Raw genomic sequence first — 22,842 nt, 5'->3', positions numbered from 1 at the left:
TTGTCGATGGCTATTCGCAAGGAATTAATCCTCCAGTTTAGAGATATTGGTGGACTTATTATTCTTTTTGTGATGCCTATGGTTCTGTTGATCACCATTACTATGGTACAAAAAGGGTCCTTCGATTCTATTACCGGAACTAGGATCCCGGTGCTACTGGTAGACAATGATGGAGGAGAGATTGCCGAAACGGTTAGAAAAGAACTAGGTAGTACAGGAAATTTTATTATTGTAGAGGAAATCGGCGATCAGACAATGTCCGAGGCATCCGCAAAGGAAGCTGTCTTTAGAGGAGATTATCAATTGGCTATTGTGCTTCCGCCAAAGCTGAGTGAAGATTTGAATCTACATATTAAACAGAATGTGGACATGGTAATGGCAGAGTTCTCGTATTCCGATTCGGATACGGTGCATGCTGCTGCAGTGGTGATCCAAAAGAAGGATGTTAATTTGTATTTTGATCCTGCTACACAGGAATCTTTTAAAACAGCGATAAAAAGTTCTATCGATAAATTGATTGCTACGATTGAAAAAGACAAGGTTTATAAAGTATTTCAGGAAGAACTGGGTGTCAGTGAAGAAGCTGTATTTGATGAGGATCAGATTCTTCAATACCGTGAAATTGGTCCTACGGAAGGAGGGATTTCTATAAAACCTAGTGCTGTACAGCATAATGTACCGGCTTGGTCTTTATTTGCTATTTTCTTTATTGTAGTGCCTCTCTCTATCAATATAGTGAAAGAAAAGTCACAGGGTACTATGGTTCGTCTTATAACGAACCCGGTACCTTATACGTTGTTTCTTTTGGGTAAGACTTTTACGTATTTATTGGTTAGTCTGATTCAATTTTACCTGATGCTTGTTGTTGGGGTATATGTATTTCCTCTGTTAGATTTACCTTCCTTTGAGGTGGGCTCTAATTTTATACAGTTGTCTACCATGGCACTTTTTGCAGGGCTTGCAGCCATAGGTTTCGGTATCTTATTGGGGACAATAGCTACTACACAGGAGCAGTCTGCTCCGTTTGGAGCTACATTTGTTGTTATTTTGGCCGCGATAGGTGGTGTATGGGTGCCTGTCTTTGTCATGCCTGCTATTATGCAGACTATTTCGAGGCTTTCTCCTATGAACTGGGCGCTGAACGGTTTTTATGATATTCTGCTCCGACAGGGGAGTTGGACGGCTATTCTGCCTCAACTAATTTTATTACTTTTGTTTTTTATACTTACCTTGCTGATTGCTGTCCTATATGATAAGAAGAAAAGAACTATATAACGAGGCGAGTCATTTGACAATATCCAAATGGGCTGAAGTTCGATTTAACGAAGTGGATTCGTTGGGGATTGTATGGCATGGACATTATATTACTTTTTTTGAGGACGGGCGCGAAGCTTTCGGGAGAGAATATGGCATAGATTACCTTGCGGTACAGGCTGCTGGGTATACAACGCCTATCGTTAAAACTATTTGTGAACACAAGCTTCCATTACGATACGGGGATAAGTTTAGGATAGAAACTTCCTTTATTGATACGCCGGCAGCAAAAATGATATTTAAGTATCGGATTTTTAACCCACAGGGGGCTTTGGTTTGTCTAGGTGAAACTACACAGGTCTTTTTGGATAATGAAGGTATATTGACGTTGAATACGCCTGATTTTATTCTGAATTGGAAGAAGAAAGTAGGATTAGTATAGTGTTTAAACCGGTGTACATATCGACAGTAAATTGTGTAAGTCCATTAGGAATGGATCTGGAAAGCAATTGGTCTGCCTTAATGGAGGGAGAAAGTGCCATCCGCACGGTAGATATAGGAATGCTTAAAAGTGTGCCTGTAGCTTGCTTTGTTGATCCACTGTCATTAATGGAAGATCTGTCTTTATCTTTTCTGGAAAATCTGTCCCTACAGGCTATATCACCGTTGCTAAGGGATAAAATAATTACAGCACGGACTGGTTTTGTGCTTTCGACAACGAAAGGGAATATTGATAAACTAGGGTCTACATCTATTCAGGAGGTTGAATTGGGGCGAATGGGTGAGATATTGGCCCATAGATTTGGTTTTATCGCCAAACCTATAGTTGTTTCTCATGCCTGTGTTTCGGGATTGTTGGCGGTATCAGTTGCCAAACGATTGATACAGATGGGGCAATACGATGAGATATTGGTATTAGCTGCTGATCAGGTCAGTGAGTTTGTACTGTCTGGATTTCAGTCTTTTCAGGCAATGAGTAGTGGACCATGCCGTCCGTTTGATGCGGAACGTGATGGTGTGACTTTGGGAGAAGCTGTTGCTGCGGCTTGGGTAACTAGTCATCAGGCAGGAAGTCTGGTACAGATCCTGGGCGAAGGAGCTATCAATGATGCTAATCATATATCTGGACCATCACGTACAGGGGAGGGGCTGGTAAGGAGTGTAGAAGCTGCTTTTAAGGAGGCCGGTATTACAAATGATAGTATTGATTTTATCTCGGCACACGGTACAGCAACACTGTACAACGATGAGATGGAAGCTTTGGCATTTAATCGTTTGGGTTTATCAGGTGTGCCTACGCATAGTTTAAAAGGCTACTATGGTCACACTTTGGGGGCTTCTGGTTTGTTGGAGTTGGCAATATCTACCAAGTCCCTGTACGAAAACAGGTTAGTTGCGACAAAGGGTTTTACGCGGTTGGGGACTTCTAAATACCTGAATATTATTCAAGATTCTTCTTCAACGGCTTTAAATTGTTGCCTGAAGACGGCATCTGGTTTTGGGGGTAGTAACACGGCTATGATTATAAAAAAGGTGTAGTGGCAGAAACATTTTACATATCAGCGTATACAACCGTGTTTGATCGACAGGTGGCGGTCAATGGAGAGGTTGTGTATTCGAGTGAAGCTAGTTCATTTGCTACGTTTGTAAAAGATGCTGTGAAAAATATTCAGGTCGATTATCCTAAGTTTTATAAGATGGACAATCTGAGTAAGTTGGCAATCACAGCGGGTGAGTACTTGTTGCGTGGTAGGGCTAGTGTACAGGATACTGCGGTTATCTTGGCAAATCGATCCGGTAGTCTGGACACGGATATGCGACATTGGGCAACGATTCAGGAGGAATCGAATTATTATCCTAGCCCTGCGATATTTGTATATACATTGGCAAATATTTGTGTAGGAGAGCTGTGTATCCGACATCATTTGCTGGCAGAGAATGCTTTTTTTGTATCTGATTGCTATGATGTGAAGAGTTTGCATGCTTATGCAGCGTATCTATTGCTGTCCGGAAAGGCATCACGTGTGTTATGTGGTTGGGTGGAGTTATTTGAAGAAGAGTATAAGGCGGTCATGTATACAGTCGAACGCACTGGGATAATACCGCATACGATAGAACAAATTGATCAATTATTTTTAATATAAAATGGAAGAATTAAAAGAAGAGCTAAAAGGTAAGATCATTGAGGTTTTAAATTTAGAAGATATTGCCGTATCTGATATCAATGATAATGACTCCTTGTTTGGAGATGGTCTGGGATTAGATTCTATCGATGCTTTAGAGCTTATCGTTCTGTTGGATAAAGGTTACGGAATCAAGTTGAGTGATCCTAAGCAGGGTAAGGCTATATTTGAGTCGATCAATACAATGGCTGATTTTATTTCGAAAAATAGAACTAAATAGCTGATGTCCAGCGGTGTAGGTATTACCGGAATGGGGGTTGTTTCGGCCATAGGTCTTTCTGTGGAAGAGAACCTAATGGCATTGTCTCAATCACGGTGTGGAATTAGCCGCATTGATAATTTCGATACGAGGCATCGGGATAATGTCTTGGTCGGTGAAATTAAGCTTTCCAATAGCGATTTAGAAGAACGTATCGGTCTTATAAAAGGACATAGTGTGACCCGAACGGGGATGTTAGGGATTCTGGCTGCCCGTCAAGCAGTGCAACAGGCGGGGCTGGATCTGTATGACACGTCTATCCGGACTGGATTGATATCTTCTACCAGTGTTGGTGGAATGGATGTTACCGAAAAATATTTCTATGCCTATATGAAGGACGTAGAATTACAGCATTATATACGTAGTCACGATGCTGGTGTGTCTACGCAGCATATTGCTGATGATCTGGGGCTTAGAGGTACTGTTACGACCATCAGCACGGCTTGTTCTTCGGCTGCTAATGCGATTATGCTTGGCGCCAGACTTATAAAAAGTGGTCGGTTGGACCGCGTTATTGTGGGAGGTACTGATGCCTTGAGCAAATTCACGTTGAATGGCTTTAATACGCTCATGATTTTGTCAGATACCTATTGTAAACCTTTTGATCAGCATCGTAAAGGACTGAATCTGGGAGAAGCAGCAGCTTATCTGGTTTTGGAATCGGAAGAGTTGATTGCTAAAGAAGAAAAGACGGTATTAGCGCATGTTGTTGGCTATGGTAATGCGAATGATGCTTTCCATCAGACGGCTTCGTCTGAGAATGGTGAAGGTGCATTTTTAGCTATGCAGAAGGCTTTTACGATCAGCGGAATAGACCATAGTCAGATCGATTATGTCAATGTGCATGGAACGGCTACACCCAATAATGACTTGTCCGAGGGCAGGGCACTTTTGCGGGCTTTTGGTTTGGAGGTGCCTATATTCAGTTCTACCAAATCATTTACGGGACATACCTTGGCGGCGGCGGCGGCAATAGAAGCGGTGTATAGTGTTTTGGCTATTCGAGAAGGAATTGTATTCCCAAATCTTAATTTTGAGACAGCAATGGAAGAGTTTGATCTAATCCCGCAAGTGGATGTATTGCATAAGAAAATTGAGTATGTCTTGTCCAACTCTTTCGGATTTGGAGGTAATTGTTCGACATTAATTTTTGGGAGATAGTTAATTAAGTTGTCTGGATAACAAGATAACTCGACAACAAGATAACTGGTTAACTCGATCATATAAAAAGAGAAATGAAATACTCATGTTTAGCGAAGTACAAACACCCATGAGTATTCCATCCCGAAGTATCGGGACAAGTTAGTTGCCATTAAAAAATAAGTAATACACCTATGAAAGAAAAGTGCTTTATTCAAGGTATCGGTGGGGTCTCTGCTCAAGGGATCTGGCGGTCTGATTTTTTTGATGAGGCTGTGGAGATTATCGAGAGTAAAGCCTATGCTCAACAGCCTTCCTACAAAGAGCTTATTGCGCCCAACATGATCAGACGTATGTCCAAGGGGATTAAGATGGGGATATATGCTGCGCAACAGGCCTTAGATGAGGCCGGTATGAACGAGTTGGATGCCGTGATTACAGGTACGGGCTTAGGGTGTTTGGAGGATTCAGAAAAGTTTCTAAAAAATGTGTTGGATAATGATGAGGAGTTTTTAACACCTACTTCATTCATTCAATCTACGCATAATACTGTTGGTGCACAGATCGCGTTACGATTGGGCTGTAAAGCTTATAACTTTACTTACGTAAATGGAGCGGTATCCTTTGAGTCGGCATTGTTAGATAGCTTAGAGCAGTGTGAGGAAGGAAATGCACACACTATACTCGTTGGTGGCATCGATGAAATATCGGGGCATACCTTTACCCTTAAACAGCTGATCGGAGAAGTGAAAGCTGACGAGGTGCGGGAAACAATACGTACATCGAAGAGTAAGGGAGTCAACTACGGTGAAGGTGCTACTTTCTTTGCCCTTAGCAATGTCTCCTCCTTAGACAGCTATGCGGAAGTGGTAGATGTATGCATAAAAAATCGAGTGGACAAGGATGAGCTAGCGACTTTTATTGATAGTTTTCTCGAAATAAATAAAGTGGATCGATCCGCTATTTCGGCTTTGGTCCTTGGTAATAGTGGCGATGTAGCGTATGATTATTATTTTGAGCAGTTAGGCCAATTGTTCGAAGATCGGGTACAGCTGTACTATAAGCATCTTTATGGACATTCTGATATCGCTTCAGCCTTCGGTATGGCTACCGCTGCTTATGTATTAAAAGAACAGCGTATTCCAGAGAATATTGTTTGGAAGGCTGGAAAACAAATACCGCTTAATTACGTTTTATTATATAACCAGTATATGGGGGGAGATCATAGCTTAGTGTTATTGAAAAGAAGTTAGGGAGTTAACAGGACAACTAGATCATAGCATAATAAGATAATTGCTAAATATGTTCAAACATAAAAATATCGTTCCATTTTTGCTATCCTTGGGGATATTAGCCGCGATATTGGCTGTCTTTTCTGTAATATCTTGGTCTTGGTGTTTTCTTTTGGTTTTGATTTGGATCGGATTGACGACCTGGGGTTCTTTTGATATTCGTCAGAGTTATTTTACAGATGTTTTTTATAAAAAAGCAAGGCATGACGGCCATAGCTTGGCACTAACCTTTGATGATGGACCGACACCGATTACGGAGGAGTTCTTGGATCTGTTAAAGAGTTACGGTGCAAAAGCAACTTTTTTCTGTATAGGCAAACAAATAGATAAACATCCTCGAATCTTCAAACGGATCCTGGAGGAGGGGCATACGATTGGTAATCATACGATGATTCATTCAAAAGCGTTCGGGTTCCTTACTGCAGATCAAGTGGTTTTGGAGATCGATAGTTGTGATGCCGTCATCAATAACTTAGTTCCTCTTAAGACCCGGCTTTTCCGACCTCCCTTTGGCGTGACTAATCCTTCCGTGGCTAAAGCAGTCCAAGAGACGAAACATCAGGTTATCGGATGGAGTATCCGCTCTTTGGACACGATCCTCTCTAATGAAGATAAGATCTATGAACGTGTTGTTGGGAGATTGCAGCCAGGAGATATCGTATTATTTCATGATACTTCTGCAAAGACTTTACGGGTTTTGCAGCGGGTTTTGTCCTATATGAAAGAACGTGATTGGCATTCGGTAACTACAGATGAATTGCTAAATTTGCATGCATATGAAGATTAGATTTTTATTTCTCATTTTTTTATCCCTTTCCTTTTTAACTATTGTCGTTGCTCAAGAGCAAAAAATGTCAGCGAATGAGGTTTCTAAGTTTCAGGATGTAATGCGTAAAACAGTACAAATAAAAACCTTAATAGCGGATTTTGTACAATATAAAAAAGTGGGGTATGTAAAAAAGGAGCTGGTATCTTCGGGTAAGTTTTATGTCAAAAACCCAGATAAGTTAGCTTGGTTCTATACGAGTCCTACCGCGTACACAATGGTATTCAATAATAAAAAAATGACCATCGAGGAGAAGGGAAAGAAAAAAGCAATGGATTTAAGTCGTAATAGGCAGTTTGAAAAAATTAGTCAAGCGATTCAAGGCAGTATGAGTGGGGCTATCTACGAGGACGCTGAGTTTTCGGCTTCTTATTTTCGTACCACTAAACAGTATATTCTGAAATTAGACCCTTTGCCCAAGGAGCTTAAGAAGTCCATAAAACAATTGGTCTTACATTTTGATAAATCAACAAATCAGGTCTCAGAGGTTAGGTTGATGGATAATTCAAATGGTTCAACTCGTTTTGTGTTTACCAATCATAAAGTCAACAGTACATTGGCTGATTCTGTCTTTGATCTGTAATCTTCCCGTTATACCAAAGAACAGTCTTGTAAATAGGAATTAATTACAAGACCGTTGTCTGAAACAAAATGATGTTTACTATTGATCGTTTTGTTTGAATTTTTCTTTCCACTCCGGCGAGTTAAATTTTTCTTCTATTTTTCGGGCATTTTCCTCGATCTTAGCGATGTGTGCTTTCCACTCCGGCGAGTTAAATTTTTCTTCTATTTTTTTGGCATTTTCCTCGATCTTAGCGACGTGTGCCTTCCACTCCGGCGAGTTAAATTTTTCTTCTATTTTTCGGGCATTTTCCTCGATCTTAGCGACGTGTGCCTTCCACTCCTGCGAGTTAAATTTTTCTTCTATTTTTCGGGCATTTTCCTCGATCTTAGCGACGTGTGCTTTCCACTCCGGCGAGTTAAACTTTTCTTCTATTTTTTGGGCATTTTCCTCGATTTTGAGGATGTGAGCCTGCCATTGTGGGGATTCAAATTTTTCGCGAAATGACTGATTGATTTTATTTGTATCCTGTTGTGATACAATTGTTTTACCTGTAGTGGTATTTGTTGTACATGGAGCTGAGAGGTTAGTAACATGTTCGAGATTGATTTCTTGTTTAACATGTGCTATTGTATCTAGTTCATTGGTGATATTCGTTATCTCTGTTAATGATGTAGCCTTTCTTTCAGCTACATCATTTGTTTCGGGCTGTACCCATGCGACGGATACCAGCGTAAAAATCACCATTAGCGAGGCTAACAGTTGATGTTTGATGTTGGTGTATGGTGTTTCCATTTTTACTTGAGTTATTCTTTTTATTCGATGTAATAATTTATGTTTCGTTCCAGTGGCAGCAAGAGTCATTCTAACGGAATTCGCATCCTGTTTTAATAACTCGACATTAAGGAGAGCTTTCGCGTAAAGTGTACGTTCAGGAAGAAGTTTTATGACACTGTCATCGCAGGCTTGCTCACGCTCTGTACGCGTGTGTCTTGACATAAGCCATATAAAAGGATTGAAAAATAAGATGGTCTCGAGTACGATGTTTATCATATTCAATAGATAGTCGTTCCGTTTGATATGTGTTAACTCGTGCAGTAGGATTGCTTCTACCTCGGACAGAGACATCTTGTTTACATAAGCGACTGGAAAGATAATGACCGGTTTGAAAAAACCCATTGCCAAAGGTTCATATATAGATTCCGATAAGAATAATTTTACGTTTTTAGTTATACCAAGGCTCACGATACCATCATAAAAGCGCTGTTGCCATGTGAGAGGAACGGCGAAGGTTGAGAGCCGCTTTAAATTTTTAATACGGAGATAGCTGTTGACGCATAGTATAGATTGCGCAAGAATGCCGAGAAGATATAACGGAACAATGTAAATAAAGTATTGCTGTACGGTAGGACCTGCTTCCTGGAAGTAGTCCATATAGAATAGCGTTTTGTTGTCCAAGGGCATGGTACTGTAACTATTTGATAGAGACGCATAGTCCAACAGATTAAAAAATGTATAAGCAAAACTTGTAAAAACGGCAATTTGAGCCGTTAGAGCAAGGTTATGCTTTGTGGCTGCTTTTAATTCCGGAATAGTGAGGAACAGCCCAAACAGAATAAGGTATATAGCGGCTCCTTGCCATAAGGAATGTAGGAGACTCCAACCCAAAGCTGTACTTATAGATGATATCAATGCTTCCATGTTACTTGTTTTCTAGTTGATTTAAATAATCTTTGATCAAGTCTATTTCTTCTTTACTGGCCTTGTGGTTACCTAAGGCCTGCATGACCAATCTTGACATCGAACCATTGTATACGGTATCAATCATTTTATTCAAGAATTGATATTGTGTTTTTTCTTTATTGATATTGGCGGTATATATATGTGTTTTTGAAGTAGTATCTCGAGTCACCATTTCTTTCTCGTGCATAATCTGCATAAGTTTGAGGATGGTGGTATAACCAACATCTTTCTTATCTAGGGTCTCGAAGACTTCGCGTACACTACATTGTCCTTTGTTCCAAAGAACTTGTAGGATTTCCATTTCACTCTCAGTGGGTTTCATCTCTTCTTAAGTTTATCTACGAATTATTTCGTAATCAAATCTACGAAATAATTCGTAAATGCAAAATAAAATTTAAATTCTTTTATCTTTGAAGACTAAAAAGGATATATGCTTTTACAGAATTTTTATACAATAGATAGTTTACAGAACCTTGGCGGAGATAAATATGTCGCTGCAATTGCTTTAAATAAACATCATACTATTTTTAAGGGACATTTTCCAGATCAACCGGTGACACCCGGAGTGTGTATGATGCAGATTGTAAAGGAATTGAGCGAACAGATTTTACAGAAGAAGCTTTTTATGTATAAATCTTCCAATGTGAAGTTTATGGCCTTGATAAATCCCGAGGTGAATGCTGATTTAAGATTAGAAATTGACATTTCGGGTTCAGACGAGTCTGATTATAAGGTGAAAAATGTGACCTATTTTGAAGATACGGTCGCGTTAAAATTGGTATGTACATTTAAGGTGAAATAGATGGTTAATATTTTTATCTCTTTTTTGTTGACAACCTCGTTATGGTTTGAGGTCGATTTATCTTCGGTCCGTTCAAATTTTGAAAAGTCGGATACTTCTAAAGAATTTACGGCGACATTGTATAACCAGCTTAAGAACTATAGCAAGACTGATCCGGTATTGTTGGCTTATAAGGGAGCCTCTTACACTTTGCAGGCGCGCTATGTATCGGATAGAAAAATGAAGAAAGAATTGTTTATCGATGGTGCCAAGGATATCGAAAGTGCTGTCGCTGCTGCTCCTAATAATATTGAAATCCGTTTGGTACGGTTGATCATTCAAGAGAATACGCCTAAAATCCTAAAGTATAAAGGAAATATTAATACGGATAAGCAAATGATTTTGACTAATTTTGATACGCAGCCTAAAGTAGTAAAAGAAGCTGTAAGGCGTTATGCAAGTACACGTTCAAAAATCTTTACTGCTACTGATCTGCGTATATTAACTCCGTAAAATTTGTCATGGAAGAGACCTTACAGCACCGATTCGAAAGTTTGGGCATCATTGTTATTATACCGACTTATAATAATGACAAAACTCTACGTCGTGTGTTGGAGGGCGTTTTACACTATACAAAACAGGTACTCGTTGTAAATGATGGATCTACCGATAGGACCATCGATATATTAAGAGACTATCCGCAGATTGAACGGATAGATTTTGACCGGAATAAAGGAAAGGGGTGTGCTTTAAGAGCAGGATTGTCTAAAGCGAGGGCACTTGGTTATCAGTATGCCATTTCTATTGATTCGGATGGACAGCATTATCCCAGTGATCTAGCAATTTTTGTTAACGAGATTGAAAAGTCAAAGAATCCAGTCCTGTTGATTGGATCACGGAATATGACACAGGATTCGGTACCGAAAAAATCATCTTTTGGAAACAAGTTTTCTAATTTTTGGTTTTGGTTTGAGACGGGCATTAAGTTGGATGATACGCAGTCGGGATATCGAGCGTATCCACTACAGGCTATTCCGAAGAAATACTATAGCCGTAAGTTTGAGTTTGAAATTGAGATTATTGTGCGATCTGCGTGGAACGGTGTTGAGGTAAAGAATGTCCCGGTGCAGGTATTGTACGATCCGGTGGAGCGGGTTTCTCACTTTCGACCTTTTAAGGATTTTACGCGTATTAGTATCTTGAATACAGTGCTTGTCTTTCTCACATTTTTCTACATTATTCCCAAGAATTTTCTTCATTCATTTAAAAAAAAAAGTCTAAATAAGTTTCTTAAAGAGAATATTTTTGGTTCAGAAGACTCTCCTGAGAAGATGGCGGTTTCAATCGGTTTTGGCGTGTTTATGGGAATAGCTCCAGTTTGGGGATTTCAGACGGCATTAGTGATTACGTTATCTGTATTCTTTAGACTTAACAAAGTTTTGGCTTTTGCTTTTTCAAATATAAGTTTACCTCCATTTATTCCTTTGATTATATACGCCTCGCTGGTCGTTGGCGGGGTAATACTTCATTCCTCAAACTCCAAGGAATTGTTCGAGTTGGAGACCATCAACTTTGGGACAATACAGCAACACTTGATACAGTATCTTGTAGGTTCTTTGATCCTGTCCACCGTAATGGGACTGCTCGTTGGGTTTGGAAGTTATATTTTGATTCGAATGAGACAGGATAAATCGGTGTCAGCAGAATGATGCATTTGATTTTTTACCATATCTATTGTTGGGTACAGCGGAATAAAACGATAGCCGGTGTGATAGCCTTTTTGTTTTTATTGTTTTTCGGATTTCTGGCGTCTAAGTTGCGCTTTGAAGAAGATATTACACAAATCGTTCCTAAAAGTGAGAAATCAGACTTAACAACCAAAGCGATTCGACAGATTAATTTCTCGGATAAGATTACGGTGCTGTTGGAGCGGACGCCATCTACACCTGTCGAAGATCTTGCAATGGCAGCTCAACATCTAGCTGATACTTTAGCACAGGATAGTGTGTACATCAAGGAGATCAATGGACGCCTAGACGATACTGCTGTTGGTCAGGCCTATGATTTTGTTTACGAACATATCCCTTTCTTTCTGGATAATGCGGATTATGATAGTCTGGCAGTACGTATATCGATGAAGGGGATGTCTGAAAGAATGTCTTCAAATTACCAGACTCTGTCGTCGCCGTCGGGTTTTGTCTTAGGTGATTTTATTCAGAAAGATCCCTTGGGATTGGCCGTGATGGGACTTGAAAAATTACAACGTATCGGCATAGGAGATAGCTTTTTGCTGTATGATGGCTTCATAATGAGCAAAGACAGCACCCAGATACTTCTGTTTTTAAGTCCTATGTATGAAGGAGCTGAGACGGAAAGGAATAAAGCCTTTGCTGAGGAACTTTATAGCTTACAAAGAGCTTGGAATTCGAATTACGAAGGACGGGTTACCGTTTCTTATTTTGGATCGGCGTTGGTGGCTGTGGCGAATGCGGATCAGATAAAAGAGGATATCTTAAAAACAATATTGATATCGATGTCCGTATTGATGGTGCTTTTAGTTTTGTTTTACAGGATGCTATATATACCTGTATTGGTCTTCATTCCAACTATCTTTGCGGCTGTATTCGCATTGGGCTGTCTTTATTTATATAAGCCGGTTATTTCGGCGATATCACTCAGTATCGGGGCAGTTTTAATCGGTATTACAATCGATTTTACCTTGCATATCTTGACCCACTTCAAGAAAAATCCCGATGTGAAAGTATTGTTTAAGGAATTGACTAAGCCATTGCTGATGTCTGGGACGACTAATGCTGTAGCATTTCTATGTCTTCTTTTTGTGCACTCTACGGCATTGATTGATTTGGGAGTTTTTGCTTCGATTACTTTGGTTGCTTCTGCGGTATTTACGTTGCTTATTATCCCGCACCTTTACAAGCCAAAAGAAGAATTGAAGCATAATAGCCTGCTGGATAAAATAGCCGGATTCCCTTTTGAACGGAGTAAAGTCTTGCTTTTTTCTTGTGTCATACTTATTGGTGTTAGTTTGTTTACGAGTAGCAAAGTACAGTTTAATAATGATTTGGCAGGATTAAATTATATGCCGACTGATCTAGCGGAGACCGAAACTCGTCTAGACAAGTTGACGAACACTTCCGCAAAATCATTATATGTGGTGGCAACTGGGAATACCTTGGATATGGCCTTGCAGCGTAATGAAGAAATTGCGGCTTACCTTAATCTGGCGAAAGAAAAGGATCTTATACTGGACTTTTCGAATGTCAGTGAATTGTTAAATCCTATTCAGGTACAACAAGCAAAAATAGCGGCGTGGAACTCGTTCTGGCATTATCATAACAAAGAACTAGTCATAGAGAATCTTCGCACAATAGGCGAGCAATATGGATTTACTGCAGATGCTTATGAACAGTTTTTTGGACTTTTACGGGAGCCATTTTTTCCGATGCAACTTTCGGATTTTGGACAATTGCCTAGTACAGGGATACGGGATTTTGTCGTTGGTAAGAACGGCTTTTTTACTGTATCATCATTGGTTAAGCTAGATGAGAAATATAGAAATCAGCTCATCAAAAAGCTGGAAGAGATACCTGGAGTAGTGGTGGTAGACCGGAAACAACTAAACGAGACTTTTTTAGGGAAATTGAGAGATGATTTTAATGCTCTGGTTGGGTATTCTTCACTAGCAATACTTCTAATCCTTTGGTTGTTTTTTAGACGAGTGGAGTTGGTGTTGCTTGCTTCTATCCCGATCGGTCTTACTGGATTGGTGACAGCAGGGTTGATGGGTTTATTCGGGCTGGAGTTTAATATTTTTTCTGCAATTGTATGTACTTTGGTATTTGGGCATGGTGTGGACTTCAGCATCTTTATGACTGCGGCGTTGCAAAAGCAATACAGTACGGGCGAGGATGAGCTACGGGTGTTTCGTACATCTATTTTATTGGCAGTGCTTACCACTGTTTTGGCGATTGGAGCATTGATCTTTGCTAAACATCCGGCATTAATTTCGATATCTTCGGTATCATTAATCGGTGTTTTTGCAGCCGTCGTTATTACTTTTGTTTTTTACCCTATAATCTTCCGTTTCTTTATAACGGATCGAGCAAGACGTGGAAAATCTCCGTTTACTCTATTTATTTTACTATGGTCTTTACTATTCTTTCTCTATTATGGGCTGGGCTGTATCGTACTTTCGTTTTTCGCGAGGCTCATACTCCCTATAATACCTGTCCATCAGGTACGTAAAGATAAATTTTTGCGTTATACTGTCTCTAAATTTATGAAATCGGTATTGTACGGTTATCCTTTGGTGACCAACAAGACAACTAATCTTTATGGTGAAGGTTTTGAGAGACCCGCTGTGGTGATTGGTAATCACAGCTCTTTTTTAGATACGCTTACGATGGGCATGCTTGTGCCTAAAATGATCTTTTTAGTGAACGATTGGGTTTGGAAATCTCCGATTTTCGGAAAGGCTGTTCGGGTACTTGGCTTTTATCCGACAAGTAATGGAGTCGAGGAAAGCTTGGACTTTTTGAGAGAGAAAGTGGCACAGGGGTATTCTATTGTCGTGTTTCCGGAAGGAACCCGTTCATACGACAATCAGATAAAGCGATTTCATAAAGGTGCATTTTATTTGGCAGAACAATTACAACTGGATATTCTGCCTGTTTATATTCATGGTAATGGAGATGTGTTGCCTAAAGGAGATGTGTTGATCTTTCCTGGACAGCTTCGTCCGATAGTGGGTGAGCGTATCCCAATAGCTGATGAAACTTATGGAAAAACTTATTCGGAAAGGACGAAGTCGATTTCGGCCTCTTTTAAAGCGAGTTTTGAAGACCAACGGCTTGCTCTTGAAAATGCAGATTATTTTGTAGCCAAGATTAAGTTGGCGTATCTCTATAAAGAGGATGAAATTGTTGGCTCTGTAAAAGATTCCTTAAAACAGTGGAAGCAATTGTTCTGGGAGCTTAATATGCAACTACCGCAGGGAGGGGATTGGTTGCATTGGAGTTCATCTTTCGGAGAACTTGACTATTTGCTTTCTTTGCAACAGGGGAAGCGTAAGGTCCTCGGATTGATTGGTGAAGAGGAATGTAGACGGGTTGCTGAAAGCATCTATTGGTCGTCTTCCCGTTCTGTGCGATTCACAGCTGTACATCAGGACAGTGATCTGCTGTTAATTTCAAGATTGCTGTTTGCTGAAGATTATTCTTGGAATGGTTGGAGCGCTTATCCTTGTATTGTCAATATCAATAGTGGGAATAATCTAGATTTTCTCTTGCAGTTCGGATTTGTTTTGGCGTCTGTAAAAAATGGTATTCATATTTATAGGAAGATGTATGCAGGAGTGTGAATATGATGTTGTAATAGTAGGTAGCGGTCTAGGGGGATTGACAGCTGCCGTACTTTTAGCAAAAGAGGGTAAGAAGGTCTGTGTGCTAGAGAAGAATAATCAGTTTGGAGGTAATCTGCAAACATTCTCCCGACAGAAGAAGGTCTTTGATACTGGTGTGCATTATATCGGTGGATTGGCAAAAGGGCAGAACCTGTACCGATATTTTTCCTATTTGGGCATCATGGATAAACTTAATCTGGCACCAATGCCAGAGGTGTTTGATTGGGTTCGTTTTGGAGATCAATCTGTAGCCTATCCTTTGGCGCAAGGATATACTAATTTTGTCAATCACTTAATCCCGTTTTTTCCAGAGGAACGTATCGCTTTGGAGCGTTATGTTTCAGATTTACAGCTTTTTTGTGAATGTTTTCCATTGTATAATTTAGAAAAAGGAACAAAGCAGAAAAATCCCCTTTCCGAAATTAGTGTATACACTTATTTTGAACAGTTGACCTCGAATAACACGTTGAGGGCTGTGTTAGCAGGGGCAAATTTTTTATATGCTGGAGATACAGATAAGACTCCGTTTTATGTTCACGCACTGACAATCAATTCATATATCCAAAGTTCGTATCGCTGCATAAATGGCGGTAGCCAGATTAGTAAGCAGTTGGTACGGCAACTTCGAGATTTGGGAGGAGTAGCATTACGGCATCAAGAGGTCGTACATTACTATTATAAGAATGGACGTATCGATATGGTGGAGACAAAGGAAGGAAAGCAATATCAGGCCAATGTGTTTATTTCAAATGTGGAACCTCAAACCACACTGAAACAAGTCGGTCGGGAATTTTTCCGCCCGGTTTATTTTGACAGAATTCAAAACCTTCCACTTACAGTATCTTCCTTTAGTGTACATTTTGTGCTAAAGGAAGGTGTCATCCCCTACCTTCCCTCAAATATGTATTATCATACGGATAAAGAGCTATTGTGGAATCTCGCAGCCTATGATGAGGATCAATGGCCGACTATGTATATGCTGTCTATGACAGAAGGAAAAGACACGCCAGGATTTGCAGATACGTTGACTTGTTTAAGCGTTATGCGTTTTGAAGAAGTAAAAAGATGGGAGCTATCTAAGAATACAGTTGTTCAGAAATCCGATAGGGGTGGAGATTATGCTAAATTTAAGGCGAAGAAAGTCAGTAAGATATTGGATAAGCTGGCTCTGGATTGGCCAGAGCTGCCTTGTGCGGTATTGGATACCTATGCCTCTACACCATTATCTTATCGGGATTATATCGGTACAAGCGATGGCAATTTATACGGCCCGCAGAAAGACATTAATCATGAGATGCAGAGCCAAGTGTCACCTAAAACCAAAATTCCTAACCTATATTTTGTGGGACAAAGTGTAGGAATGCACGGTGTATTGGGTGTTACCATTGGTGCTGTTGCTACTTGTATGGAAATATTAGGAGGAAGTTATTTGTTGAATAAGATTAAAAAAGCAACAGATGGATAGGGTGATCCTTCAACTTGTATTTATCGCTGTAATTTGTGGCTCCTGTGTGTCAAATAAGGTGTCCAAGCGCTACGCGCATCGGTTCCATGAACAGTCGGATACGGTAAGACTTTTGAAAGAAGGCGATTCTGTTCGGATACTAAGTAATCAGGACTATTTGGTGAAGAATAAATCTGGTAATTGGGAACTTTATGTATCTGGAGGGGCGTATGATCTGGGCAATAGAATGGGATTATTGACAGAAGATCTATTTAGGTATCAACAGAGTGTCTTTATGGGTAAATTGGAAGATATGGTCCCTTCTAGATTTAAACAGCGTTTGGTCTCTAAGTTTATACATTGGTATGGACGTCGATTGGATGACTATATACCTACGGTTTATCTGGATGAAATATATGGTCTGTCTTCGCATCTAAATGATGCTTATCCTTATGCGGGGGATAATTTTAGTTTGACGTTGTTTATGCACGCAGCACATGATTTAGGGCATGCCTTGCGTGATCTGGCTATTGTTGGGTGTTCATCGGTGGCCTCGTGGGGTGATAAGACAGAAGATGGGAAACTTTTAATTGGTCGAAATTTTGACTTTTATGTGGATGATGCGTTTGCGGAGAATAAAGTGGTAAACTTTGTGCGTCCGGAGGGAGGAATCCCGTTTATGTCAGTTTCATGGCCAGGAATGATAGGTGTTGTTTCTGGAATGAATAAGGAAGGACTTACGGTGACTATGAATGCGGGGAAATCTTCTGTTCCGCTCTCGGCGAAGAAGCCTATTTCTATTGTAGCGCGAGAGATTTTGGAAAGGGCAAGTACTATTGAAGAAGCTACAGCTATTGCTAAAGAGGCAAAGTCTTTTGTGTCGGAATCTTTGATGATTGGCAGTGCAAAGGATAAAAAGGCTGTATTGCTGGAGATATCGCCTAAGAGATTTGGTATTTTTGAAGTCGAAAATGGAGATCAGCTTGTCTGTACCAATCATTTTCAATCGGATAGTTATGTTAATGATGACCGCAACCTTGCACATATTCAAAATAGTCATTCAAAATATAGGTATGATCGACTTTTGGAATTGCTGAATCGGGAAGATAGGCTAAACCCTACAAAAATGGCAATGATATTACGAAACCGCTCCGGTATCTTGGACGAGAGTATTGGTTATGGTAACGATAAGTCACTTAATCACCTGTTGGCTCATCATGCGGTGATATTTAAGCCTGAGGATAAATTAGTCTGGGTGTCCAATGCTCCTTATCAGCTGGGGGTATTCACGGCATATAATCTAGATGAAATCTTTGCGGAAAAGTCTGCTATAGGACGATCGCGCCAAATAGATTCGTTGACCATAGGCGAAGATGCTTTTTTGCGATCGTCGGCTTATAGGGATTATGAGAATTATAAGTGTGAATCCGACAGTATTATGTTGGCGATACGTTCAGGTGTAGAAATTCCAGAAGAAAGGATAAAAAAATTTAAATCGCTTAATCCGAATCTTTGGTTAGTTTATTATCTTGCTGGTAAATACTGGTACAAAAGCGGAGATTATGATAAAGCCGTAGTTGAGTTGTCGACGGCGTTAGCGCTGGAAATTCCTACGGTGCAAGCAGAAAAAGAAATACGAAAATTATGGGAGAAGTCGAACAGAAAGCAAAGGAAATAGCATATTCTTCGATAGAAACAATTGAAGTTTTCCAAGAAAGTTTGTTGCAGGAGCAGTTGAGTTATCTGGCGCGTAGATCTCCTTTTTATCAGCGCCTTTTTGTTAAACACGGAATTGATCTTTCCCAGATTAAGGGATTATCAGATTTGCAGAAATTACCTACAACCTGTAAGGATGATTTACAACTGTATAACGACGATTTTCTATGTGTACCACAAGAGGAGGTTATAGATTATTGTACCACTTCAGGTACATTGGGGACACCTGTTACTTTTGGACTTACGGATAGAGATTTAGATCGGTTGGCTGCAAATGAGATGCAATCGTTTGAGACTGTAGGTGTAAAATCCGGAGATAGGGTACAATTGATGACGACTATCGATCGCCGATTTATGGCTGGACTTGCATATTTTCTTGGGTTGAGAAAGTTGGGGGCAGGCGTAATCAGAGTAGGATCTGGAATACCTCAAATGCAATGGGACTCTATACTGAAATATAAGCCAACTTACCTAATAGCTGTTCCTTCTTTTTTGTTGAAATTGATAGAGTTTGCCGAGCAACATGATATTGATTATAATTCTTGTAGTGTGAAGGCAGTGATTTGTATTGGTGAAGCATTACGTGACAAGGACTTAAATAATACCATTCTTACGGATCGTATTATTAGTAAGTGGAATATTAAGTTGCATTCGACTTATGCATCGACGGAAATGGGGGCTGCATTTACAGAGTGTGGTCATTTTGCGGGGGGGCATGTGCAACCTGATCTGATTATTACTGAGATTGTGGACGATCAAGGAGAAGCGGTTGCGGATGGGGAAAGTGGAGAGTTGGTAGTTACTACTTTGGGAGTGGAGGGATTGCCTTTATTGCGTTTCAAAACGGGGGATATCGTAAGAAAACACGTTGAACCCTGCGCCTGTGGGCGAAAGACCTATAGAATTGGCCCAGTCGAGGGAAGAAAACAGCATATGGTTAAGTATAAGGGTACAACTTTATACCCTCCTGCGATGCATGATTTGTTGGCTGGTTTTCCGGAGGTACTGTTACATCAGATTGAATTGTTCCATAATGAAATAGGTACAGATGAAATTATTATTCGTTTAGTATCTGCGAATGATTCGGAAGAGTTTATCAATGAGATTAAGGATCATTTTCGGGCAAAACTCCGCGTAGCTCCAAAGATTGAATTGTGTGGCCTTGAGGATCTGCAGCAATCTGTTTTCAACCCGTTAAGTCGTAAACCTATTACTTTTATTGATAATAGGTCTTAAGGAATAAGCGATATCCTATAGGTTTGCCGCCTATTACCTCAATAACTCTTTTAGATCATCTTGCGATAGCGATTTTACGAAGCTTTCTTCGGTTGTAACGAGCGATGTCGCTATGGATTTTTTACGGTTCTGCATAGCCACTATTTTTTCTTCGACAGTATCCTTGCTAATAAATTTATAGATAAATACGTTGCGGGTCTGTCCGATGCGGTGGCTCCTATCGATTGCTTGTTGTTCGACTGCGGGGTTCCACCAAGGATCGAGGATAAAAACATAATCAGCTTCCGTAAGATTGAGACCTACTCCTCCTGCTTTTATGGATATAAGGAATATCTTTATACTGCTATCATTCTTAAATTCCTGGACGGCTTGAGCACGGTTTTTTGTTGTACCATCCAAATAGGCAAAAGGAATGTTTTGATTTTGGAAATGTGTCTTAAAGAGTTCCAGGTGCTTAACAAATTGAGAAAAAATCAACACTTTGTTTCCTTCTGAAGATAGGGCTTCCAACATTTCCAGAACGGCATCAAATTTGCCAGAACCATGCGTATAATCATCTTCTACCATCTTTGGGTGGTTGGCCAATTGTCTTAGCTTTGTTAAGCCTTGAAGTAGTGCAATCTGTGAACCTTTTCGCTGTTGCTGTACAGTGCTGTCCAGTATGGCGTTTCGATATTCGGATTTTGTAGTTTCGTAGCGCTCTGATTGCCCTTCCGACATCTCACAATAGATGATTTGTTCCATTTTTGGAGGTAGTTCTGTAGCCACCTGATTCTTGGTCCGTCTTAAGATAAAGGGTTTTATGATAGCCTGTAGCCTTTTCGCTGCTGCTTCATCTTTTTTCTTTTCGATAGGTGTTACAAATTCTTTTTGAAAAAAGGCATAGTTTCCTAGTAAGCCTGGATTTGTAAAGTGCATTTGAGACCAAATGTCGGATACCGAATTCTCTATGGGGGTACCGCTTAGTGCTAACTTATGTCTACTTTTCAGCAACTTGATCGCTTTGAAAGATTTGGAGGTTGGATTCTTTATATTTTGACTTTCATCTAGAATAATGTAGTTGAAAAAGCACTTGCTGAGTATTGCTTCATCGCTACGTACGATTCCGTAGGTGGTGATGACTAAATCGAAATGTGTAAAAGCGAAAGGATCTTTAAATCTGTTTGTCCCTGTATGTAGGAGTATTCTTAATCTAGGAGCAAAATTCTCAGCTTCTTTCTGCCAATTGTACACCAAGGAGGTTGGTAAGATCAACAGTGTGGTTTTTGCGTGATCCGTATCTTTGAGCTCCTCTTTTTGTTTTTGCAACAGCGCTAGTGTTTGTACCGTCTTTCCTAATCCCATGTCATCGGCTAGGACTCCACCAAATTTATACTGCTGTAAAAAGTGGAACCAGTTATAACCTGCCTGCTGGTAGGGACGTAGTTGTCCATTGAAACCTTCTGGTTGTGAAGTGTGCTGTATTTCTTCGAAGTTGCTTAAATTTTGCAACTTGCGATTCATACTTAACGCAGTATGCTCTGAGATTTCATGGAGTATGCCTATGTGGGTTTTGTTAAGTTGTAGACTGTCTTTTTTTACCGCAAATTGAAAGAGGTGCTCATATTGTGCAAACCACTCTTCTGGAATGATTGCGATCTCACCATTTGGGAGTACGAATTCCTGTATGCGATTGAGAATATGGTCTCGTAATTGTACGAATGGGACTTTGTAAGGACCAAAATTTGCAAAGGCACGTACGTCAAACCAATCATTATCCTCTACTACTTCTATATCTAACGATGTTTTTCCGATAAATATCTGCTTATTTCCAGTCTCCTGTTTTATTTGAAAGCCTGCCTTTAGAAGTTCCTCTTGGTGCGTGTTGAGCCAGTCGAAAATACTGAACATACTTTCTGTATTGGGTATATAGCTTCCAAATAACGCGTCTTGTCGCTTTAATCCTAAGCTTTCTAGATATTGGTGTTGCTTTTCTTCCCAAATAGATGATCTTCGGATACGGGTGAAGGTGTACCAATCTTTTTCATTATCGTAATGTAAACGTACGGATACTTTATGTTCGCCTCCAGAAGAGAAGTTGTAGGTGCCGTAATTGAAAGATAATTGTACATGAGACTGGCCTTCTAAAATGTAATTTAATGTTAATACGGGAACAGCGTCTTCTTTAATCGTTTTGATATCAAAGCCTTCTGCATACACATGGTTTTTTTCAATAAGAGTGGAGACAAACGTTTCAAAGTATTTCTTTTCCGTAGCTCGTGTTACTGTTATGAAACGTTTATTTAAAAAGGGACTTAGTTTCCTCCCTTCCAGTTGCTGATCAAAATGATAAAGTATATTGTCTAGAAGTAACCATGCCTGTGTATTAATAATAACTTCCGCATTTTTATACATGAACTCCATACGGTGTCCATCATACTTTAGTGTAGGAAAATAACGTGTTTCTTCTTCGTTCCGTCTAAAATGGAAGAGAATCGACGCCGCGTGCTCGGCTATCTGTATTTTTTGGTGGGCAGGATAACCGTCTTTCTTACTCATCATGAATAAGGGTTTCTGGCCGATTAGCTCTAGGGCTTTGAGGAGTTTTAGTTCTAGTTTGGGGCGTATGTAATCGTATATCTTTTGATCAAATGCATTTAGGAAGTAGTCTGCAGGACGAATAGCCTTTTTATGGTACTTTTTGATGACATGTGTCTGTTCAACCTCGTCCAACAGTTTGATTATTTTGTAGTCCTGTTCATCTAAAAAAGGAGCATACTCTTCTACCGTATTGGAAAATACTCTCTTAGAGGATAAGGATAGGCTACCATTAGTATTGAGTTGTACAATATGCGGTTCCAGTAGGTAGCCCAAATAGGGATGTTCACCTAGTGAATAAACTAATTGGTAACGAATGGATCTGTCTACTTGCTGCATTTCGATTAATACTTCCTTAAGAAGGCATCTAAGATAACCTGAATAACGATAAAGTAAAAATAAAAAGC

Annotated in this window: 19 protein-coding genes; 16 read left to right on the top strand and 3 right to left on the bottom strand. The window is 39.9% G+C overall.

Annotation, left to right across the window (positions count from 1 at the left end; genetic code table 11):
* Window positions 1-6: 6 nt before the first annotated feature.
* The 9 genes from G7B18_RS09825 (at window position 7) to G7B18_RS09785 (ending at window position 7,537) form a co-directional block, all read left to right on the top strand.
* A complete protein-coding gene (locus G7B18_RS09825) occupies window positions 7-1,275 on the top strand; it encodes an ABC transporter permease (RefSeq protein WP_205600184.1) in 1,269 nt (422 codons plus the stop codon).
* A complete protein-coding gene (locus G7B18_RS09820) occupies window positions 1,250-1,696 on the top strand; it encodes an acyl-CoA thioesterase (RefSeq protein ID WP_164122455.1) in 447 nt (148 codons plus the stop codon). The genes G7B18_RS09825 and G7B18_RS09820 overlap by 26 nt, the downstream gene beginning before the upstream one ends.
* Before the next feature lie 11 nt (window positions 1,697-1,707).
* Entirely contained in the window at window positions 1,708-2,793 is a 1,086-nt protein-coding gene (locus G7B18_RS09815) for a beta-ketoacyl-[acyl-carrier-protein] synthase family protein (protein ID WP_205600324.1), read from the top strand.
* Window positions 2,793-3,398: a 3-oxoacyl-ACP synthase gene (locus G7B18_RS09810; RefSeq protein ID WP_164109501.1), complete on the top strand. Its 606-nt coding sequence runs from the start codon at window positions 2,793-2,795 to the stop codon at window positions 3,396-3,398. The genes G7B18_RS09815 and G7B18_RS09810 overlap by 1 nt, the downstream gene beginning before the upstream one ends.
* A 1-nt stretch (window position 3,399) precedes the next feature.
* The gene (locus G7B18_RS09805) at window positions 3,400-3,657 is read left to right on the top strand and encodes a phosphopantetheine-binding protein (protein WP_164109500.1); all 258 of its coding nucleotides are present in this window, start codon (window positions 3,400-3,402) and stop codon (window positions 3,655-3,657) included.
* A 3-nt stretch (window positions 3,658-3,660) separates the two neighbouring features.
* Complete coding sequence (locus G7B18_RS09800; protein WP_164109499.1) at window positions 3,661-4,857, top strand: beta-ketoacyl-[acyl-carrier-protein] synthase family protein; 1,197 nt, start codon at window positions 3,661-3,663, stop codon at window positions 4,855-4,857.
* 173 nt (window positions 4,858-5,030) lie between these two features.
* The gene (locus tag G7B18_RS09795) at window positions 5,031-6,089 is read left to right on the top strand and encodes a beta-ketoacyl synthase N-terminal-like domain-containing protein (RefSeq protein WP_164122452.1); all 1,059 of its coding nucleotides are present in this window, start codon (window positions 5,031-5,033) and stop codon (window positions 6,087-6,089) included.
* A gap of 49 nt (window positions 6,090-6,138) precedes the next feature.
* Window positions 6,139-6,915: a polysaccharide deacetylase family protein gene (locus G7B18_RS09790; protein ID WP_164109494.1), complete on the top strand. Its 777-nt coding sequence runs from the start codon at window positions 6,139-6,141 to the stop codon at window positions 6,913-6,915.
* Window positions 6,905-7,537 (top strand): LolA family protein, encoded by a 633-nt coding sequence (locus tag G7B18_RS09785; protein WP_164109492.1) that lies wholly within the window; start codon window positions 6,905-6,907, stop codon window positions 7,535-7,537. The genes G7B18_RS09790 and G7B18_RS09785 overlap by 11 nt, the downstream gene beginning before the upstream one ends.
* A gap of 78 nt (window positions 7,538-7,615) precedes the next feature.
* Here the strand turns inward: G7B18_RS09785 and G7B18_RS09780 are convergent, their stop codons facing one another.
* Entirely contained in the window at window positions 7,616-9,217 is a 1,602-nt protein-coding gene (locus G7B18_RS09780) for a M56 family metallopeptidase (protein WP_164122450.1), read from the bottom strand.
* A 1-nt stretch (window position 9,218) separates the two neighbouring features.
* Entirely contained in the window at window positions 9,219-9,581 is a 363-nt protein-coding gene (locus G7B18_RS09775) for a BlaI/MecI/CopY family transcriptional regulator (RefSeq protein WP_164109488.1), read from the bottom strand.
* A 108-nt stretch (window positions 9,582-9,689) separates the two neighbouring features.
* Here G7B18_RS09775 and G7B18_RS09770 point away from each other — a divergent pair, with 108 nt between their 5' ends.
* Genes G7B18_RS09770 through G7B18_RS09740 form a run of 7 tightly spaced genes read left to right on the top strand, consistent with a single transcriptional unit; the run spans window position 9,690 to window position 19,858 of the window.
* Window positions 9,690-10,061: a 3-hydroxyacyl-ACP dehydratase gene (locus G7B18_RS09770; protein ID WP_164122449.1), complete on the top strand. Its 372-nt coding sequence runs from the start codon at window positions 9,690-9,692 to the stop codon at window positions 10,059-10,061.
* The gene (locus tag G7B18_RS09765; protein WP_164109485.1) at window positions 10,062-10,553 is read left to right on the top strand and encodes a hypothetical protein; all 492 of its coding nucleotides are present in this window, start codon (window positions 10,062-10,064) and stop codon (window positions 10,551-10,553) included.
* A gap of 8 nt (window positions 10,554-10,561) precedes the next feature.
* Window positions 10,562-11,749 (top strand): DUF2062 domain-containing protein, encoded by a 1,188-nt coding sequence (locus tag G7B18_RS09760; protein ID WP_164109483.1) that lies wholly within the window; start codon window positions 10,562-10,564, stop codon window positions 11,747-11,749.
* Window positions 11,746-15,420, top strand: coding sequence for a 1-acyl-sn-glycerol-3-phosphate acyltransferase (locus G7B18_RS09755; RefSeq protein WP_164122446.1), 3,675 nt, complete (start codon window positions 11,746-11,748; stop codon window positions 15,418-15,420). The genes G7B18_RS09760 and G7B18_RS09755 overlap by 4 nt, the downstream gene beginning before the upstream one ends.
* On the top strand, window positions 15,407-16,927 hold the full coding sequence (locus G7B18_RS09750) for a phytoene desaturase family protein (protein ID WP_164109479.1): 1,521 nt from the start codon (window positions 15,407-15,409) through the stop codon (window positions 16,925-16,927). The genes G7B18_RS09755 and G7B18_RS09750 overlap by 14 nt, the downstream gene beginning before the upstream one ends.
* Window positions 16,920-18,584 carry a C45 family autoproteolytic acyltransferase/hydolase gene (locus G7B18_RS09745; protein WP_164109476.1) on the top strand — a complete coding sequence of 555 codons (1,665 nt, stop codon included), beginning with the start codon at window positions 16,920-16,922 and terminating at the stop codon, window positions 18,582-18,584. The genes G7B18_RS09750 and G7B18_RS09745 overlap by 8 nt, the downstream gene beginning before the upstream one ends.
* Window positions 18,551-19,858: a phenylacetate--CoA ligase family protein gene (locus tag G7B18_RS09740; protein WP_164109474.1), complete on the top strand. Its 1,308-nt coding sequence runs from the start codon at window positions 18,551-18,553 to the stop codon at window positions 19,856-19,858. Before G7B18_RS09745 ends, G7B18_RS09740 begins: the two co-directional genes overlap by 34 nt.
* Window positions 19,859-19,891: 33 nt before the next feature.
* Here G7B18_RS09740 and G7B18_RS09735 read toward each other — a convergent pair whose 3' ends face one another.
* Complete coding sequence (locus G7B18_RS09735; RefSeq protein WP_164109472.1) at window positions 19,892-22,774, bottom strand: DEAD/DEAH box helicase; 2,883 nt, start codon at window positions 22,772-22,774, stop codon at window positions 19,892-19,894.
* Window positions 22,775-22,842 lie beyond the last annotated feature (68 nt).

Source organism: Sphingobacterium sp. xlx-130, assembly GCF_011007405.1.
In the GTDB taxonomy this organism is placed as follows: Bacteria; Bacteroidota; Bacteroidia; order Sphingobacteriales; family Sphingobacteriaceae; genus Sphingobacterium; species Sphingobacterium luzhongxinii.
The sequence above is the reverse complement of the archived record's forward strand: the minus strand, read 5'-3'. Positions and strand labels throughout refer to the sequence as shown.

Coding starts and splice junctions, on each gene's coding strand:
- G7B18_RS09765 (WP_164109485.1), top strand. CDS start 10,062: ATGGTTAATATTTTTATCTCTTTTTTGTTGACAACCTCGTTATGGTTT.
- G7B18_RS09820 (WP_164122455.1), top strand. CDS start 1,250: ATGATAAGAAGAAAAGAACTATATAACGAGGCGAGTCATTTGACAATA.
- G7B18_RS09800 (WP_164109499.1), top strand. CDS start 3,661: ATGTCCAGCGGTGTAGGTATTACCGGAATGGGGGTTGTTTCGGCCATA.
- G7B18_RS09780 (WP_164122450.1), bottom strand. CDS start 9,217: ATGGAAGCATTGATATCATCTATAAGTACAGCTTTGGGTTGGAGTCTC.
- G7B18_RS09745 (WP_164109476.1), top strand. CDS start 16,920: ATGGATAGGGTGATCCTTCAACTTGTATTTATCGCTGTAATTTGTGGC.
- G7B18_RS09790 (WP_164109494.1), top strand. CDS start 6,139: ATGTTCAAACATAAAAATATCGTTCCATTTTTGCTATCCTTGGGGATA.
- G7B18_RS09785 (WP_164109492.1), top strand. CDS start 6,905: ATGAAGATTAGATTTTTATTTCTCATTTTTTTATCCCTTTCCTTTTTA.
- G7B18_RS09750 (WP_164109479.1), top strand. CDS start 15,407: ATGCAGGAGTGTGAATATGATGTTGTAATAGTAGGTAGCGGTCTAGGG.
- G7B18_RS09775 (WP_164109488.1), bottom strand. CDS start 9,581: ATGAAACCCACTGAGAGTGAAATGGAAATCCTACAAGTTCTTTGGAAC.
- G7B18_RS09735 (WP_164109472.1), bottom strand. CDS start 22,774: ATGCAGCAAGTAGACAGATCCATTCGTTACCAATTAGTTTATTCACTA.
- G7B18_RS09825 (WP_205600184.1), top strand. CDS start 7: ATGGCTATTCGCAAGGAATTAATCCTCCAGTTTAGAGATATTGGTGGA.
- G7B18_RS09740 (WP_164109474.1), top strand. CDS start 18,551: ATGGGAGAAGTCGAACAGAAAGCAAAGGAAATAGCATATTCTTCGATA.
- G7B18_RS09760 (WP_164109483.1), top strand. CDS start 10,562: ATGGAAGAGACCTTACAGCACCGATTCGAAAGTTTGGGCATCATTGTT.
- G7B18_RS09805 (WP_164109500.1), top strand. CDS start 3,400: ATGGAAGAATTAAAAGAAGAGCTAAAAGGTAAGATCATTGAGGTTTTA.
- G7B18_RS09755 (WP_164122446.1), top strand. CDS start 11,746: ATGATGCATTTGATTTTTTACCATATCTATTGTTGGGTACAGCGGAAT.
- G7B18_RS09770 (WP_164122449.1), top strand. CDS start 9,690: ATGCTTTTACAGAATTTTTATACAATAGATAGTTTACAGAACCTTGGC.
- G7B18_RS09795 (WP_164122452.1), top strand. CDS start 5,031: ATGAAAGAAAAGTGCTTTATTCAAGGTATCGGTGGGGTCTCTGCTCAA.